Annotated in this window: 19 protein-coding genes; 13 read left to right on the top strand and 6 right to left on the bottom strand. The window is 65.0% G+C overall.

The genetic code is table 11. From position 1 onward, the window contains the following. Positions 1-65: 65 nt before the first annotated feature. Together Q4G20_RS10215 and Q4G20_RS10210 are read right to left on the bottom strand one after the other, a co-directional pair. Positions 66-1,463 (bottom strand): sensor histidine kinase, encoded by a 1,398-nt coding sequence (locus tag Q4G20_RS10215; protein WP_303343341.1) that lies wholly within the window; start codon positions 1,461-1,463, stop codon positions 66-68. Continuing rightward, a complete protein-coding gene (locus tag Q4G20_RS10210) occupies positions 1,460-2,134 on the bottom strand; it encodes a response regulator transcription factor (RefSeq protein ID WP_303343340.1) in 675 nt (224 codons plus the stop codon). The genes Q4G20_RS10215 and Q4G20_RS10210 overlap by 4 nt, the downstream gene beginning before the upstream one ends. 102 nt (positions 2,135-2,236) lie before the next feature. Here Q4G20_RS10210 and Q4G20_RS10205 point away from each other — a divergent pair, with 102 nt between their 5' ends. The 3 genes from Q4G20_RS10205 to Q4G20_RS10195 all read left to right on the top strand — a co-directional run bounded on the left by Q4G20_RS10205 (position 2,237) and on the right by Q4G20_RS10195 (position 4,702). Continuing rightward, entirely contained in the window at positions 2,237-3,346 is a 1,110-nt protein-coding gene (locus Q4G20_RS10205) for a tripartite tricarboxylate transporter substrate-binding protein (RefSeq protein WP_303343339.1), read from the top strand. A 75-nt stretch (positions 3,347-3,421) separates the two neighbouring features. Beyond that, positions 3,422-4,243, top strand: a complete 822-nt coding sequence (locus Q4G20_RS10200) for a universal stress protein (protein ID WP_303343338.1) — start codon at positions 3,422-3,424, stop codon at positions 4,241-4,243. A gap of 120 nt (positions 4,244-4,363) precedes the next feature. Beyond that, complete coding sequence (locus Q4G20_RS10195) at positions 4,364-4,702, top strand: hypothetical protein (protein ID WP_303343337.1); 339 nt, start codon at positions 4,364-4,366, stop codon at positions 4,700-4,702. 233 nt (positions 4,703-4,935) lie between these two features. On the opposite strand, the gene Q4G20_RS10190 is transcribed toward Q4G20_RS10195, so the two are convergent. Next, a complete protein-coding gene (locus tag Q4G20_RS10190) occupies positions 4,936-5,418 on the bottom strand; it encodes a VOC family protein (protein ID WP_303343336.1) in 483 nt (160 codons plus the stop codon). 68 nt (positions 5,419-5,486) lie between these two features. On the opposite strand from Q4G20_RS10190, the gene Q4G20_RS10185 reads away from it, so the two are divergent. After that, entirely contained in the window at positions 5,487-6,104 is a 618-nt protein-coding gene (locus Q4G20_RS10185; RefSeq protein WP_303343335.1) for a chloramphenicol acetyltransferase, read from the top strand. On the opposite strand, the gene phnF is transcribed toward Q4G20_RS10185, so the two are convergent. After that, a complete protein-coding gene (gene phnF / locus Q4G20_RS10180) occupies positions 6,092-6,802 on the bottom strand; it encodes a phosphonate metabolism transcriptional regulator PhnF (RefSeq protein ID WP_303343334.1) in 711 nt (236 codons plus the stop codon). The genes Q4G20_RS10185 and phnF overlap by 13 nt on opposite strands. A 93-nt stretch (positions 6,803-6,895) precedes the next feature. On the opposite strand from phnF, the gene phnG reads away from it, so the two are divergent. Genes phnG through phnN form a run of 8 tightly spaced genes read left to right on the top strand, consistent with a single transcriptional unit; the run spans position 6,896 to position 12,415 of the window. After that, the gene (gene phnG, locus Q4G20_RS10175; protein WP_303343333.1) at positions 6,896-7,333 is read left to right on the top strand and encodes a phosphonate C-P lyase system protein PhnG; all 438 of its coding nucleotides are present in this window, start codon (positions 6,896-6,898) and stop codon (positions 7,331-7,333) included. Beyond that, positions 7,333-7,896, top strand: coding sequence for a phosphonate C-P lyase system protein PhnH (gene phnH, locus Q4G20_RS10170; protein WP_303343332.1), 564 nt, complete (start codon positions 7,333-7,335; stop codon positions 7,894-7,896). Before phnG ends, phnH begins: the two co-directional genes overlap by 1 nt. Beyond that, positions 7,896-8,981 carry a carbon-phosphorus lyase complex subunit PhnI gene (locus tag Q4G20_RS10165; RefSeq protein ID WP_303343331.1) on the top strand — a complete coding sequence of 362 codons (1,086 nt, stop codon included), beginning with the start codon at positions 7,896-7,898 and terminating at the stop codon, positions 8,979-8,981. The genes phnH and Q4G20_RS10165 overlap by 1 nt, the downstream gene beginning before the upstream one ends. Then, on the top strand, positions 8,974-9,573 hold the full coding sequence (locus Q4G20_RS10160) for an HAD-IA family hydrolase (protein WP_303343330.1): 600 nt from the start codon (positions 8,974-8,976) through the stop codon (positions 9,571-9,573). Before Q4G20_RS10165 ends, Q4G20_RS10160 begins: the two co-directional genes overlap by 8 nt. Continuing rightward, on the top strand, positions 9,570-10,433 hold the full coding sequence (locus tag Q4G20_RS10155; protein ID WP_303343329.1) for an alpha-D-ribose 1-methylphosphonate 5-phosphate C-P-lyase PhnJ: 864 nt from the start codon (positions 9,570-9,572) through the stop codon (positions 10,431-10,433). Before Q4G20_RS10160 ends, Q4G20_RS10155 begins: the two co-directional genes overlap by 4 nt. Further along, positions 10,430-11,191: a phosphonate C-P lyase system protein PhnK gene (gene phnK, locus Q4G20_RS10150; protein WP_303343328.1), complete on the top strand. Its 762-nt coding sequence runs from the start codon at positions 10,430-10,432 to the stop codon at positions 11,189-11,191. Before Q4G20_RS10155 ends, phnK begins: the two co-directional genes overlap by 4 nt. Before the next feature lie 4 nt (positions 11,192-11,195). Then, complete coding sequence (gene phnL / locus Q4G20_RS10145; RefSeq protein WP_303343327.1) at positions 11,196-11,879, top strand: phosphonate C-P lyase system protein PhnL; 684 nt, start codon at positions 11,196-11,198, stop codon at positions 11,877-11,879. Further along, the gene (gene phnN, locus Q4G20_RS10140; protein WP_303343326.1) at positions 11,876-12,415 is read left to right on the top strand and encodes a phosphonate metabolism protein/1,5-bisphosphokinase (PRPP-forming) PhnN; all 540 of its coding nucleotides are present in this window, start codon (positions 11,876-11,878) and stop codon (positions 12,413-12,415) included. Before phnL ends, phnN begins: the two co-directional genes overlap by 4 nt. Here phnN and Q4G20_RS10135 read toward each other — a convergent pair. After that, positions 12,382-13,053, bottom strand: coding sequence for a DUF1045 domain-containing protein (locus Q4G20_RS10135; RefSeq protein WP_303343325.1), 672 nt, complete (start codon positions 13,051-13,053; stop codon positions 12,382-12,384). The genes phnN and Q4G20_RS10135 overlap by 34 nt on opposite strands. 83 nt (positions 13,054-13,136) lie before the next feature. On the opposite strand from Q4G20_RS10135, the gene Q4G20_RS10130 reads away from it, so the two are divergent. Further along, positions 13,137-14,279, top strand: coding sequence for an alpha-D-ribose 1-methylphosphonate 5-triphosphate diphosphatase (locus Q4G20_RS10130; protein WP_303343324.1), 1,143 nt, complete (start codon positions 13,137-13,139; stop codon positions 14,277-14,279). A 14-nt stretch (positions 14,280-14,293) separates the two neighbouring features. On the opposite strand, the gene Q4G20_RS10125 is transcribed toward Q4G20_RS10130, so the two are convergent. Beyond that, complete coding sequence (locus Q4G20_RS10125; RefSeq protein WP_303343421.1) at positions 14,294-15,013, bottom strand: sulfate/molybdate ABC transporter ATP-binding protein; 720 nt, start codon at positions 15,011-15,013, stop codon at positions 14,294-14,296. Positions 15,014-15,015: the final 2 nt, after the last annotated feature.

The following is a 15,015-nucleotide window of genomic DNA, read 5'->3' as shown; positions in this document are numbered from 1 at the left end:
ATTCATGCGCCGGTTCTGCCATGCGAAGCTGTCAGAAAACTGTCACGGCGTCATTTTCTTGCCGATCACGCCGATTTTTTTGCCAAAGGCAGCCACAGGCAGATCGTGCAACCGCGCGCAGAGGCAACAACCGCCGCGTCTCCGCCCGCGCGGCGGGCAATGGCGCGCACAATGGGCAGGCCCAGCCCCGACCCGCCATCGTCGTTATCAACCACGCGAAAGAATCGGTCAAACACCGATTCGTGCAGGTCAGCGGGGATGCCGGGGCCGTCATCGGTGACGTTCAGAATCACCCGCCCGTCACGCTGCGACAGGTCCAGCCGCAATTCACGGCCCGGCGGGCAGCCGTATTTCAGCGCATTGTCGATCAGGTTATCGACGGCTTCTTCCAGCAACACCGGGTTCACGGCGACGGGCAGCGCAGCATCGGGCGCGTTCAGCGCCACATCCACATCGCGGCGCAGGGCGGCGGGGACATGGCGGCGCGCGACATTCGCCACAATCGCCCCCATATCGACCGGAGCGGGGGGAGGCGTCGCACCGCCATCATCGCTGACCAGATCCAGCCGCAGCAATTGCTGCGTCAGACGCGACAACCGCCGTGCCAGTTCCGCCAGATCGCGCAGGCGGTGCTGGCGGTCATGATCCGTCGCCGCCGCCAGTGCCGATTCCGCCTGCGCCTGAATCGCCGCCACCGGATTGCGCAACTGATGCGCGGCGTTTGAAATAAAGGCGCGCCTGCGGTCCAGCTCTGCCGACAGCCGCGTGAACAGACCGTTGATGGTGGTGACCAGCGGCATCACCTCACGCGGGACGCGGCGGCGGATGGGGCGCAATTCGTTGGTGCTGCGCAGGGCCACGGCATTGCGCAGATCGGTCAGCGGCGACAGCCCGCGATTGATGCCGAACCAGACCAGCCCCGCCACCGACACCACCATCAGCGCCAGCACCACAACCGCCTGCCCCATCATCTGCCAGCCCAGGGCCTGACGCTGCGTCACCGTCTGCCACACCCGAACCGTGGTCCAGCCATCCAGTTCGGGGTCGGTGATGTATTCGCGCAGCACCACCACACGCACCGGGCGCGCATCGTAAACGGCGTTGTAAAACACCGCCATACCTTCGGGATATTCCACCCCGGCGGGTAAGGGCGGCGCGTCGGTGCGCCCGACCACAAACCGCCCCCCGGCCGCATGAACCTGATAATAGATCGTGTCGCCCAAAGCCTCTTGCAGCGATTGCAGCAGGTCATCGGCCAGAACATCGCCGCGCGTCACCATCACCTCGCGCGCGACGGCATGGGCCACGACCTTTAACGTGTCGTCATAGAGTTCGCGCGACACATCCCGCGCCATCCAGTTCAGAATGATGCTGGCCGTCACCGCCAGAACCAACTGAGGCCCAACGATCAGCACAAACAGCCGCGTGCGCAGGCTGCGCGCGCCCCACAGCCGCGCCTTCATGCCGCGCCTGTGCTTTGCAGGATATAGCCAAGGCCGCGAATGGATTTGATCTGAACCCCGCCCGGTTCGATTTTGCGGCGCAGGCGCGACACCAGCAATTCAACCGCGTTCACATCCACATCCGCCCCGGTGCCATAGATGCTGTCGCACAGCGCGGCCTTGGACACCACGCGGTCGGCGCTGTCAAACAACGCCTCCCACAGCGCCAGTTCGCGGCGGGACAGGTCGATCACTCCGTCCGGGCCAGAGAGACGCCGCCCCGCGCGGTCGAACTCTAACCCCGCCATGGTTTCCACGACCTGCCCCCGCCGCCCGCGACGGCGGCCAAGCGCCCGGACGCGCGCGCAGAGTTCGGCCATGTCAAAGGGCTTGGTCATGTAATCATCCGCCCCCGCATCCAGCCCCGCCACGCGGTCATCCAGACTGTCGCGCGCGGTCAGCACCAGCACCGGAATATCCGCGCCCCCTGCCGTCACACGCCGGATCACGTCCAGCCCCCCCAGACGCGGCAGGTTCATATCGACAATCGCCAGATCCGCCCCGGCATGAAGCAAAAATTCCGCTCCGTCCTGACCGTCGCCCAGCCAGTCCACGGAATGACCTTCGTCGCGCAGGGCCTGAGCCACGGCGCGGGCCAGCATCTGGTTATCTTCGATCAGCACGATACGCATGGGCGCAACCTGCGCGCCCCGGCCCATAGACGCAAGCCCACAGACGAAAAAATCGGCTGGCAGGGCCACCCGTCCCGCATTAGGGTTGCGCCATCAGGGGGAATGACCATGCCGATGGGATCGCTGAACCGGCGACAGATGATGGCGCTGCTGGCGGCGGCCCTGCCCGCGCGCGCAATTGGCGCGCAGGACGTGCCTGTGGTGGATTTCACCGGGCAGCGGATCGAATGGATCATCCCCTTTAACGAAGGGGGTGGGTCCGATGTCTGGGCGCGCTTTATGGCGCCTCTGATCCATCGTTACCTGCCCGGCCAGCCCGAAATCGTGCTGCGCAACGAAACCGGCGGCAGCGGCACACGCGGCGCGAACCTGTTTGCATCGCGCGCGCGGTCCGATGGCACTATGGTTCTGGGAACATCGGGGTCCACGCAGATCACCTATCTGCTGCGCGATTTCCGGGTGCGGTTCCATTTCGATGACTGGGATGTGCTGATGGCCACGCCCACGGGCGGCGCGGTTTATATCGCGCCGGAACTGGGCGTGCGGTCATGGCGCGACGCCGCGCAGTTGCAGGGGCAGAGGCTGCGTTACGCCAGCATGGGTCCGGCATCGCTGGATCTGGTACCGATGCTGGCTTTTCGGATGCTGGGTTTCGATGTGCGCTATATCTTTGGCTATACCGGGCGCAGCGACGGGCTGAACGCGATGCAGCAGGGCGCGGCGAATATCGACCATCAGACGACCGCCGCCTATCTGGCCAATGTCGTGCCGCAAATCGCAGCGGGGCGGGCGGTGCCGCTGTTCAGCTGGGGCGTTCTGGACGCGCAGGGGCAAGAACAGCGCGATCCCAGCTTTCCCGACCTGCCGACCTTTGCCGAACTGTATGAACGGATCCACGGTGCGCCGCCATCCGGCCCCGATTATGACGCGCTGCGGGTGTTTGCGACGGCAGGCTTTGCCGCGCAAAAGCTGCTGGTCGTGCCGCGCACCACCCCCGCCGCCATTCAGACCGCCTGGACCGACGCCATCAGCGCCGCCTTGCGCGACCCGATTTATCAGGCTTTGGCGGCGGAACGGCTGGGCGCCTATGACACGCTGGTCGGGCGCGATGCGGCGATGCTGGCGCGGCAGGCCACGCATATCGACCCCGCTTTGCGCAAACATGTTCTGGACATCCTGGCACGCGATTATTCGGTGCGCATGTCGGACTGATCCGGGTTGTATCGGCGCGCAAAAATGACGAAAATACAACAGAACGCCGCTGACTTTAGACATAGGAATCCCGCCATGAGCATCCGCAGCATCCTGACAAACTATACCGGTAACGGCGGCGGTCCGGCCGCGCTGCGCATGGCGATCAAGATGGCGCAGAAATACAACGCGCATCTGACCGCCGCCGTATGGCTGCCGGAAAACCCGCTGCGCCATCAGGCGGGCACCTTTCTGACGCCGGAAATCGCGCGGATCATCGACACCTATGACAGCGATTTTGTGCAGGGGCGTCGCGCCGATTTTCAGGCCGCCGTGGACGCCGCCGGCCTGAGCGACCGCGCCACATTCGAGGTGTATGGCCCCCGCGAACGCACCATCAACGAAGCCGCACGCGGTCATGACGTCGTGGTCATCGGCACGGCATCCGACACCGCCAGAGGTCAGGATTTCGCCGTCCGCCCCGATGTGGTCGCCCTGCGCAGCGGTCGCCCGGTGATCGTGGTCCCGCATGCCTATAACTCGCCCACCATCGTGGAAACGGCGGCGGTCGCATGGGACGGCAAACGCGCCGCCGCGCGCGCTTTGGCCGATGCGATGCATATTCTGGGCACCAAACAGCGCGTGATCCTGATGGGGGTGGGCGACAATCTGCCCGCCGATTACGGGTCAGACGTGATGCGCCTGATGGAACGCCACGGCATCGCCGCCGAGATGAAGATCCTGTCCCCCGGTCCCGACGGCGTGGGCCAGACCATCATCGACGCCTGCGCCGCCGCGCATATCGGGCTGTTGGTGATGGGCGCCTATGAACACAGCAAATTCACCGAAGACCTGCTGGGCGGCACCACCCGCGACATTCTGGAAAACTCGCCGGTTCCGGTGCTGATGTCGCACTGATTGCGATGCCCGACCGCTGTTCACAACGGACGGCGGTCGGGATGGATAAAAGTTTAAGTATATATCATTTGGTTTATCCGCCTGCGGTGTGCATATTCGGCGCAACCAACGGGATACGAAATGAACACGTTCTTTGCGGCGATTCTTGCCATTGTGTTTGGCCTGACGCTGACCGATGCGACGGCGCAAACGACCAGCGAATTGGACGCTGACATTCGAACCGCCCGGGCCATCTGCACCGTTCTGGAACGTCAGGGGTTGCTGTCGCAGCCGTGTTTCTTTCATGGCGCAAAAACCATGACCATGCATATCGACATGGCCCCGGCCGAGGCGCGAAAATTCTGCGCCGGTTTTCCCGCTATTCTGGAACAGCTGAATCTGGGGCGGTTGCGTGGCTGGACGGTGAACATCCGCAGCCCGTTCAGCGGCAATAACAACATTGCCATGTGCAAATTGTGACAGCCGGGGCATATCTTGGGTGATGCCGCATGATGTGGCCGAACCGTTGGGGACGCCATGACGCCGAAACGGTCCGCCGATACCCCGCTGATCTATTCGTGGGTCGAGGTGACGGTTCCGACCTTCGGCCCCTATTACGAAGTCGCGACTGCGTTACAAGCGCTGAACAGCGAGTTCGCTACCCGATAATCAACACAGGCAACGGCGGCGGTGTTCGGCACCGCCACCACCCCTCATTCCCCCCGAACCGCCCGCGCAATCGCCGCAACGTCGATTTTCTGCATCGTCATCATCGCGGCAAAGGCGCGCTGTGCCGGTTTCCCGCCTGCCGCCAAGGCTTCGGTCAGGATGCGGGGTGTGATCTGCCATGACACGCCCCAGCGGTCGCGGCACCAGCCGCAGTCGCTGGCCTGACCGCCGTTCCCGACAATCGCGTTCCAATAGCGGTCGGTTTCGTCCTGATCTTCGGTCGCGATCTGGAACGAAAAGGCTTCGGTCTGTGGAAAGGATGGCCCGCCGTTCAGCCCCATGCAGGCGATGCCCGCGACGGTGAAATCAACCGTCAGCACGTCGCCCGCCTGACCTGACGGGAAATCACCCGGCGCGCGGAACACCGCCCCCACGGCGCTGTCTGGAAAGGTCGCGGCGTAAAACTGCGCCGCGTCCAATGCGCCGCCATCATACCACAGACACACGCGGTTCTTGGCCGGTTGCATCACATCCCCCCTTGTCTGCCACCCGTTGCCCTGCATGATACCACCAGATCAACCCGCAGGATACCGCCATGCCGAAACTGTCCGCCGATACCCCGCTGATCCATCCGGGGGCCGAGGTGACCAATTCCACCTTTGGTCCATATTGCGAGGTGGGGGCCGCGTCGCGGGTGTTGAACAGCGATTTCGCGGCCTATGCCTATTGCGACCGGATGGCGGATATTGCGAACACCTCGGTCGGGGCTTTTGCCAATATCGCGGCGATGACGCGGATCGGGCCGACGGATCACCCGATGCACACCGCATCGCTGCATCATTTCCTGTATCGGTCAAGTTATTACTGGGACGACGCCGACGATGACGCGGATTTCTTTGCCGCCCGCGCGGCGCGGCGCTGTGTGATTGGGCCGGACACATGGATCGGGCACGGCGCGATTGTCAAACCGGATGTGACCATCGGCGCGGGGGCGATTGTTGCCGCCGGGGCCGTGGTGACGCGGGATGTCGCACCCTATCTGATTGTGGCGGGGGTGCCTGCGGTGCCGCTGCGTGAACGCTTTGCGCCCGACATTGCCGAACGGCTGCTGGCGCTGAAGTGGTGGGATTGGGACCATGACCGCCTGCGCGCCGCCCTGCCCGATTTCCGCCGGATGGACGCGCGCGATTTTCTGGACCATTACGAAGGGTAATCGCCCAGCGTCAGGCTGACCCGATCGCCCGCGAACCATGTGCGCCCATATTCGACCGGCGCGCCGCCCGCATCGACATTCACCGCAACCGACCGCAACAGCGGCGCGCCCGGAGACAGATGCAGGGCAACCGCCTGCACCGGGCTGGCCAGCTTCGCGGTAATCCGAGTGCTGGCGCGGGTATAGTCGGCCACGCCGCAGGCCGCCAAGGCCGCTGTGATCGACCCGGTTTCCTGCACCGCCGCCAGCACATCCAGCCGCCCCGGAAAGACCGACCGGAACAGCGCCATCGGTTGCCCATCAGCGAACGAGACCCCTTCGACCACATGCACCGGATCGCCAAGGGGCAAGCACAGCGCCGCCGACTCCGCCCCATCGGCAGGCAGAGTTTCCAGCCGCGTAAACCGGCGCGACGCCGTGCGCCCCGACGCGGCCAGATTTTGGCTTAACCGCACGCGCCGGCCCAGCGGATAATCGGTCGGCTGCGCGGTCACAAACACCCCCGCGCCGCGCCGCGCATGGACCAGCCCCGCATCCGCCAGATCCGACAGCGCGCGCCGCACCGTGTGGCGGTTCACGCCGAAACGGGCGGACAATTCCGATTCCGTCGGCAATTTGTCACCGGGACGGTAATGCCCTGCCGCCAGATCATCGCGCAGGGCGGCTGCAATGGATTGCCACAGAGGGGAACGCGCCATGTCATCAAACTTTCACACTGTTTTGCTTGCCCCCGGCGGGAGAATCGGGATAACGCTTGTCTAGTTGTATAGGTATCTGGACAAATCCGCAAGATGTCTGCTTTCTCTCTCCACGACCGCCGCGACTGGATGTCGCGACTGGCCACGACCTCGGCCCACCGACTGGCGGGGCTGCTGCCCGACCTGCCGCCGCATCACGTTCTGCGCGGCCCGGAAATCGGCACCGTGATGGTGCAGGGCCGCATCAGCGCCACCGGCGCGCCGTTCAATGTGGGTGAAATCACGGTGACGCGCTGTTCGGTGGAACTGGATTGCGGCACCGTGGGTCATGCGCATGTGCAGGGCCGTTCGCGCGACCACGCCACCCGCGCCGCCATTATCGACGCGCTGATGCAGACGGACGCGGCCCCGCGTATTCGCCCGCTGATCGACGCGCTGACCCAAGACGCCGCCGCCACCCGCGACACCCGCGCCCGCCGCGCCGCCGCCACGCGGGTCGAGTTTTTCACCCTGCAACGCGGAGAGGATTGATGAACCACCTGACCGGCGGGCTGACCGATCCCGCGCCGCAATCCGCCGCCGCGTTCCGCATCATCATGCAGGCCATGGCGCGCCCCGGCACCATTCACAGGCTGACCGGCGGCACCGCGCCCGCTCCGGTCGGACCGGCGGCGGCGACCGCGCTGTTGGTTCTGTGCGATCCGACCACGCCGCTGCATCTGGCCGGGGCGGCGGATCACCCCAGCTTGCGCAACTGGGTGTCGTTTCACACCGGCGCGCCCCTGACCGATGCCGAGACCGCACAATTCGCGCATGGCCGTTGGGATGATCTGATGCCGCTGGACCGCTTTCCGGTCGGCCTGCCGGATTACCCCGACCGTTCGGCCACGCTGATCGTCGAACTGGACGCTCTGGACCCCACCGGTACGCGCCTGACCGGCCCCGGCATCCAGGACGCCGCGCATCTGTCGCTGCCCGCGCCCGATGTGTTGGCCGCCAATGCGGCGCGGTTTCCGTTGGGTCTCGATTTCATATTCACCTGCGGCGACCGGCTGGCCTGCCTGCCGCGCAGCACGCAATTGGGGGATGTCTGATGTATGTCGCCGTCAAAGGGGGCGAACGCGCCATCGACAACGCGCATCAGTGGCTGGCCGATGCCCGGCGCGGCGACCGGGACGTGGCGGAACTGACCACCGACCAAATCCGCGAACAACTGACGCTGGCCGTGAACCGCGTGATGGCCGAAGGGTCGCTCTATGATCCCGATCTGGCCGCGCTTGCGCTGAAACAGGCGCGTGGCGACGTGATCGAAGCGGTGTTTCTGATCCGCGCCTATCGCACGACTTTGCCGCGTTTTGGCGCGTCGGATCCGGTGGATACGGGCGACATGTCGGTCAGTCGTCGGATTTCGGCCACGTTCAAGGATCTGCCCGGCGGGCAGGTGCTGGGGCCGACCTTTGATTACACGCATCGCCTGCTGGATTTTGCGCTTGCCGCTGATCCTGATGCGGCGGCGCAGGTCGATGCCGACCCCGCCCCCGTGCCGCATGTGACCGATTTTCTGAACCGCGACGGGCTGATTGAACCCTGCCCCCGCAGCGACGACCCCGCCCCCGACCTGACGCGCGCGCCGCTGGAACTGCCCGCAAACCGCGCGCTGCGCCTGCAATCACTGGCACGCGCGGATGAAGGCTTTATCCTGTCGCTGGCCTATTCCACGCAGCGCGGCTACGGGCGCACCCACGCATTCGTGGGCGAATTGCGTATCGGCATGGTCTCGGTAGACATGCACATCCCCGAATTGGGGTTCAGCGTCCAGATTGGCGAAGTCGAGCTGACCGAATGTGAAACCGTCAACCAATTCAAAGGGTCGCGCACCGAACCGCCGCAATTCACGCGCGGGTATGGTCTGATCTTTGGCCAATCCGAACGCAAGGCAATTGCCGTCAGTCTGGTGGACCGCGCCCTTCGGTGGGACGAACTGGGCGAAGACTTCACCGGCGCCCCGGCCCAAGACCCCGAATTTGTGCTGTCGCATTGCGACAATGTGCAGGCGACCGGGTTTTTGGAACATATCAAACTGCCGCATTACGTTGATTTTCAGGCGGAATTGGAACTGGTCCGCCGCCTGCGCCACGACGCCGAAACAGCCGCATCACAGGGGACAGCACATGATTAACACCATCGTTTTCGACATCGGCAATGTTCTGGTCCGCTGGGATCCCGTGCTGGCCTTTCTGCCCGAATATGGCGACCGCGCGGCGGCGCAGGACTTTCTGGACCGCATCGGGTTTCACGACCTGAACCTGCGCGCGGATGGCGGGGAACGCTTTGCCGATCTGGCGCGCGAATTGCGTGACCCGGACGATGCGGCGCTGCTGGCGGCCTATCCCGAACGCTATGCCCTGACGATTGCGGAACCGATTGCGGGGACATGGGCGCTGATGGACCGGCTGCGCGACCGCGGCCACGCCATCCACGCGATCACCAACTGGTCGGCGGAAACATGGCCCATCGGCGTGAAAACCCATCCCCGACTGGCGACCAGCTTTGGCGTCACCATCGTGTCGGGAACCGAGGCCGTGATCAAACCCGACCCCCGCATTTTCCAAATCCTGTGCGACCGCGCAGGCGTGACGCCCGCCGAATGTCTGTTCATCGACGACAGCGCCGCCAATGTCGCGGGCGCGCGCGCCGCTGGCATGGCCGCGCATCACTTTACCACGCCCGAACTGTTGGAACGCGACCTGACCGAACGGGGGCTGGTGTGAACGAATACAACTTCGCCTATCTGGACGAACAGACGAAACGGATGATCCGGCGCGCGATCCTGAAGGCTCTGGCGATCCCCGGTTATCAGGTGCCGTTTGCCAGCCGCGAAATGCCGATGCCCTATGGCTGGGGGACGGGGGGCGTGCAGTTAACGGCGGCCTGCCTGACCCCCGACGACCGGCTGAAGGTCATTGATCAGGGCGCCGATGACACCACAAACGCCGTCAGCATCCGCAAGTTTTTTCAACGCACCGCAGGGGTGGCCGTGACCGAATCCACGGCGGACGCCACCCTGATTCAAACGCGCCACCGTATCCCCGAAACGCCCCTGACCGATGCGCAGATTCTGGTCTATCAGGTGCCGATCCCCGAACCCTTGCGGTTTTTAGAACCGCGCGAGACGGAAACCCGCAAGATGCACGAATTGCAGGAATACGGGCTGATGCATGTCAAGTTATACGAAGACATCGCCCGCCACGGCCAGATCGCGACGTCATATGCCTATCCGGTGCGGGTGGCGGGGCGCTATGTCATGGACCCGTCGCCCATTCCGAAATTCGACAACCCGAAGCTGTCGGACAATCCGGCGGTGCAGTTGTTCGGCGCGGGCCGGGAACAGCGGATCTACGCGCTGCCGCCCTATACCCCCGTGGTCAGTCTGGATTTCGACGATCACCCGTTTGACCCGTCGAAGCCCGACCATGATTGCGACCTGTGCGGGGCCAGTGACAGCTATCTGGACGAAGTGATCACCGACGACCAAGGCGGGCGCATGTTTGTGTGTTCCGACACCGATTTCTGCGCCAGCCGTCAGGCATCGGGGCATCACGGGCGCCTGTCGCCGCAGGGGGCCGCATGACCGATCAGCCTATCCTGACCGTCACCGGACTGACGCGGCGTTACGGCGCGCGGATCGGCTGTGCGGATGTGTCGTTCAACCTGTATCCGGGCGAGGTGCTGGGCATCGTCGGCGAATCCGGGTCCGGCAAATCCACGCTGCTGTCTTGTCTGGCCGGGTTGCAGCGCCCGGACGGCGGCACGATCACCTATGACAACCGCGACGTGCTGGCTATGTCCGAAACGGAACGCCGCCGGTTGTCGCGCACTGAATGGGCCTTTGTTCACCAACATGCCCGCGACGGGCTGCGGATGGGCGTCAGCGCGGGCGGCAATGTCGGCGAGCGTTTGATGGGCATTGGCGCGCGCCATTACGGCGATATTCGCGCGCAGGCCGTTGATTGGCTGGGCCGGGTGGAAATCGCCGCCGACCGGGTGGATGACCGCCCGACCGCCTTTTCCGGCGGGATGCAGCAACGGCTGCAAATCGCGCGCAATCTGGTGACGGGGCCGCGTCTGGTGTTCATGGACGAACCGACCGGAGGGTTGGATGTCAGCGTTCAGGCGCGGCTGCTGGACCTGCTGCGCGGGCTGGTGCGCGATTTGGGGCTGTCGGTCATCATCGTGACGCATGATCTGGCCGTGGTGCGCCTGTTGGCCGACCGCCTGATGGTGATGAAGTCCGGCCGCGTCGTCGAACAGGGCCTGACCGATCAGGTGCTGGATGATCCGCAGCACGCTTATACGCAGTTGCTGGTGTCGTCGGTTTTGCAGGTGTAACGCTATGATCATTGTCGAAAATCTGTCGAAATCCTTCACCCTGCACAATCAGGGCGGCGCGGTGATCCCGGTCATGGCGGGGGCCAATCTGCATGTTCTGCCGGGCGAATGTGTCGGGCTGACCGGGCAATCGGGGGCCGGAAAATCCACGCTGATGCGGATGATCCACGGCAATTATCTGGCCGATGGCGGGTCGATCCGCATTGCCGGGGTTGACCTGACCCGCGCCCAGCCGCGCCAGATCATCGCGCTGCGGCGTCAGGTTCTGGGCTATGTCAGCCAGTTTCTGCGCGTGGTGCCGCGCGTGCCCACCGAAGAGGTCGTCGCCGAACCGCTGCTGGCGCTTGGCACGCCGCGCGAACAGGCGATCGAGGCCGCGCAGGCGATGCTGTGGCGGCTGAACATTCCGCGGCGGCTGTGGGGGTTGTCTCCGACCACGTTTTCGGGGGGGGAACAACAGCGGGTGAACATCGCGCGCGGGTTTATTCACCCGTTCCCGGTGATGCTGCTGGACGAACCGACCGCCAGTTTGGACGCGGAAAACCGCCAGATCGTGCTGGACCTGATCCGCGATGCCAAAGACCGCAGCGCCGCGATCTTGGGCATTTTCCACGACGAACAGGCGCGGGAACAGGTCTGCGACCGGCTGGTCGATGTGACCGGCTTTACCCCGGACCGCGCGGCATGATCATTGCGGTGGTCGGGCCGTCGGGCGTGGGCAAAGACACGCTGATCGCGGGCGCTATGGCCGCGCGCCCCGATCTGCGGCTGGTCCGGCGCGTGATTACCCGACCCACGGCGGCGGGGGGCGAGGATTTCGACGGCGTCACCGACCCTCAATTCGACGCCCGCCTGCGCGCGGGGGATTTCGCGCTGCATTGGGGCGCGCATGGGCTGCGTTACGGCATCCCGCGCGATGCGCTGACGGGGGGCGGCACGGTGATCTTTAACGGCAGCCGCGCGGCGCTGCCGCAGGCGGTCGCGGCCATCCCCGGCCTGCGCGTCATTCAAATCACCGCCCCCGCCGATATTCTGGCCGCGCGTCTGGCCGCGCGCGGGCGCGAAACACAGGCCGACATCGCCGCCCGTCTGGCGCGCGGCGCTGACGGCATCCCGGCGGGCATCCCGCATGTCACGGTGATGAATGACGGCACGCCGGAACAGGGCATTGCCCGGTTGCTGGCCGCGATTTACCCCGACAGCGGCGAACGGTGGATCAGATGAAACCGGCCCAGTTCATCCTGACCGACCACGCACAGATCGTCGATGGTGAACGGGCGCGGCAGGCGCAGCCAGCCCCGCAGCGCGTCCGCCACAGCGCCACGTTCGGCATCCGGCAGGTGATCGGTCAGCGTCAGATGAAACCGAAACTGATCCATCACAAAGGGATAGCCCCACTGATCCAGCAAGCCGCGCTGATGCGGGGTCAGGCGATCCGGGTTGCGCCGCGCAATGTCGGCGTCATTCAGAGGCGCGCGCAGATCATTCGTGCCGCGCACCACATGGGCGGCCAGATCGTTCAGCGCCCCCTGCCCGCCGACCGGGGTCAGCGCCAGAAACCCGTGCAGATCGACCAGTTCCACCCCGTCAAACCGCAGGGGCGCAAACGCGCGCGCCAGATCATCGGCGCGCGCGATGATCGCGTCCTGCGTCACGCCGTCGCCCGGACGGAATGGCGCGCGGATCGTGCCGTGAAACCCGTATCTGCGCGGGCTGCGCGTCAGATCGGCCACCGGGCGCGGCAGGTCCAGAACGGGATGCGCAACCGCGCGCCCCTGCGCCAGATCCCAGCCCAGCCACGCCGCCATCTGGTCGGCAAAATCCCCCGCCCGTGGCACATAATAGATTGCGTAACGATCCAATTCCGCCCCTTATTGTCACACGGTTGTAATGGTCATGTGGCATTTCACCCGCCTTTGCGCCCCATATCAAGACAGGACCACCCATGACCGACACGATTCTTGCCAATGCCTTGCTGGTTCTGCCGGACGAATCCTTTGTCGGCCAGATCGTCATCCGCGACGGGCATATCGCGGAAATCGGCCACGGCGCGTCGGTCCCGAAGGGCGCGATTGACTGCGGCGGGGATATGGTCATGCCGGGGCTGATCGAACTGCACACCGACAATCTGGAACGGCATTTGCAGCCCCGCCCCAAAGTGGACTGGCCGCATATGTCCGCCATCATCGCGCATGATGCCGAACTGGCCAGCACCGGGATCACGACGGTGTTTGACGCGTTGCGCGTGGGGTCGGTCTTTACGTCCACCAATGCCGGTTATGGCGAATATGCCCGCGCCGTCGCGACCGAGATTCTGGACCTGCGGGCGCAGGGCGCGCTGCGGATCAGCCATTTCCTGCATCTGCGCGCCGAAATCTGTTCGCAAACCTTGATCGAGGAAATGGCCAAATTCGGTCCCGATGATCGCGTGGGCATCGTCAGCCTGATGGACCACACTCCTGGTCAGCGCCAATTCCGCGACATCACCAAACTGCACGCCTATGTCGTGGGCAAAAACGGCGCGACCGATGAACAATTCGCCCAGCATGTCCGCGATCAACAGGAACTGCGCGACCGCGTGGGGGAATTGCACGAAGCAACCGCCGTGGCCGAGGCGCGGCGTTACGGCGCCGTTCTGGCCAGCCATGACGACACCACCCCCGAACATGTCGCCATCAGCGACGGCCATGGCTGCCATTTCGCGGAGTTTCCCACCACCTTCGAGGCCGCCCAAGCCTGCCGCAATCACGGGATTCAGGTGATGATGGGCGCGCCGAACCTGATCCGGGGCGGATCACACAGCGGCAATGTCGCCGCCGCCGATCTGGCGCGGGCGGACCTGCTGGATATTCTGTCATCCGATTATGTGCCGTCGGCGCTGTTGTCGGGGGCGCTGATACTGGGCGATCTGTGGGGCAATCTGGCGCGCGGCATTGCCACCGTGACGCAGGCACCGGCGGCGGCGGTTGATCTGCACGACCGGGGCCGCATCGGCACCGGCGCGCGCGCGGATGTGATCCGCGTCACCCGCATCGGCACCGCCGGCGCGATCCGGGGGGTATGGGTGCAGGGCCGCCGCGTCGGCTGACGGCCCCGCCCTTTTCAGGCCGCGATAAAGTCGCGCACGAAGGCCGTCGCGGGCTTTTCGCGGATGTCCTGCGGGCGGCCCACCTGTTCGATGCGGCCCATCGACATCACGACGACCAGATCGGCCAGCTCCATGGCTTCGTCCTGATCATGGGTCACGAACACGGTGGTCAGGCCGGTTTCGTCGTGAATGTCGCGCAGACCCTGACGCAGTTCTTTGCGCACCTTGGCATCAAGCGCGCCAAAGGGTTCATCCAGCAACAGCATCCGCGGTTCGATCGCCAAGGCGCGGGCCAGTGCCACCCGCTGACGCTGACCGCCCGACAACTGGCTGGGGTAACGGTCGCCAATCTGCGGCAGTTGGATCAGTTCCAACAGTTTGGTCACACGGCGGGCGATCTCGGCCTTATCGGGGCGCGTGGCGCGGGGGCGCGCGCGCAACCCATAGGCGATGTTGTCAAACACCGTCATATGCCGGAACAGGGCATAGCTTTGGAACACGAACCCCGCGCGGCGTTCCTGCACACTCAGCGCGGCGGCGTCCTGTCCGCCCAGCATCACCCGCCCCGAGGTCGGAAACTCCAGCCCCCCCAGAATCCGCAGCAGCGTGGTTTTGCCCGACCCCGACGGCCCCAGCAACGCGACCAAGGCCCCGGACGGGATCGACAGCGACACGGGTTGCAGCGCAGCCGTCGCGCCAAAGGTTTTTGCAATCTCGTCGATTTGAATATGCATCA

This window comes from Paracoccus sp. (in: a-proteobacteria) (assembly GCF_030538495.1).
Taxonomy (GTDB): Bacteria; Pseudomonadota; Alphaproteobacteria; order Rhodobacterales; family Rhodobacteraceae; genus Paracoccus.
Note: the sequence above shows the minus strand (reverse complement) of the source record. Positions and strands in the feature narration are given on the sequence as shown.

Excerpts from the sequence above, each read along its gene's own strand:
- phnL (WP_303343327.1), top strand. The coding sequence starts at position 11,196 with ATGATCATTGTCGAAAATCTGTCGAAATCCTTCACCCTGCACAATCAG.
- Q4G20_RS10165 (WP_303343331.1), top strand. The coding sequence starts at position 7,896 with ATGTATGTCGCCGTCAAAGGGGGCGAACGCGCCATCGACAACGCGCAT.
- Q4G20_RS10200 (WP_303343338.1), top strand. The coding sequence starts at position 3,422 with ATGAGCATCCGCAGCATCCTGACAAACTATACCGGTAACGGCGGCGGT.
- Q4G20_RS10130 (WP_303343324.1), top strand. The coding sequence starts at position 13,137 with ATGACCGACACGATTCTTGCCAATGCCTTGCTGGTTCTGCCGGACGAA.
- phnN (WP_303343326.1), top strand. The coding sequence starts at position 11,876 with ATGATCATTGCGGTGGTCGGGCCGTCGGGCGTGGGCAAAGACACGCTG.
- Q4G20_RS10160 (WP_303343330.1), top strand. The coding sequence starts at position 8,974 with ATGATTAACACCATCGTTTTCGACATCGGCAATGTTCTGGTCCGCTGG.
- Q4G20_RS10195 (WP_303343337.1), top strand. The coding sequence starts at position 4,364 with ATGAACACGTTCTTTGCGGCGATTCTTGCCATTGTGTTTGGCCTGACG.
- phnK (WP_303343328.1), top strand. The coding sequence starts at position 10,430 with ATGACCGATCAGCCTATCCTGACCGTCACCGGACTGACGCGGCGTTAC.
- Q4G20_RS10190 (WP_303343336.1), bottom strand. The coding sequence starts at position 5,418 with ATGCAACCGGCCAAGAACCGCGTGTGTCTGTGGTATGATGGCGGCGCA.
- Q4G20_RS10205 (WP_303343339.1), top strand. The coding sequence starts at position 2,237 with ATGACCATGCCGATGGGATCGCTGAACCGGCGACAGATGATGGCGCTG.
- Q4G20_RS10215 (WP_303343341.1), bottom strand. The coding sequence starts at position 1,463 with ATGAAGGCGCGGCTGTGGGGCGCGCGCAGCCTGCGCACGCGGCTGTTT.
- Q4G20_RS10210 (WP_303343340.1), bottom strand. The coding sequence starts at position 2,134 with ATGCGTATCGTGCTGATCGAAGATAACCAGATGCTGGCCCGCGCCGTG.
- phnF (WP_303343334.1), bottom strand. The coding sequence starts at position 6,802 with ATGGCGCGTTCCCCTCTGTGGCAATCCATTGCAGCCGCCCTGCGCGAT.
- phnG (WP_303343333.1), top strand. The coding sequence starts at position 6,896 with ATGTCTGCTTTCTCTCTCCACGACCGCCGCGACTGGATGTCGCGACTG.
- Q4G20_RS10125 (WP_303343421.1), bottom strand. The coding sequence starts at position 15,013 with ATGCATATTCAAATCGACGAGATTGCAAAAACCTTTGGCGCGACGGCT.
- Q4G20_RS10185 (WP_303343335.1), top strand. The coding sequence starts at position 5,487 with ATGCCGAAACTGTCCGCCGATACCCCGCTGATCCATCCGGGGGCCGAG.
- phnH (WP_303343332.1), top strand. The coding sequence starts at position 7,333 with ATGAACCACCTGACCGGCGGGCTGACCGATCCCGCGCCGCAATCCGCC.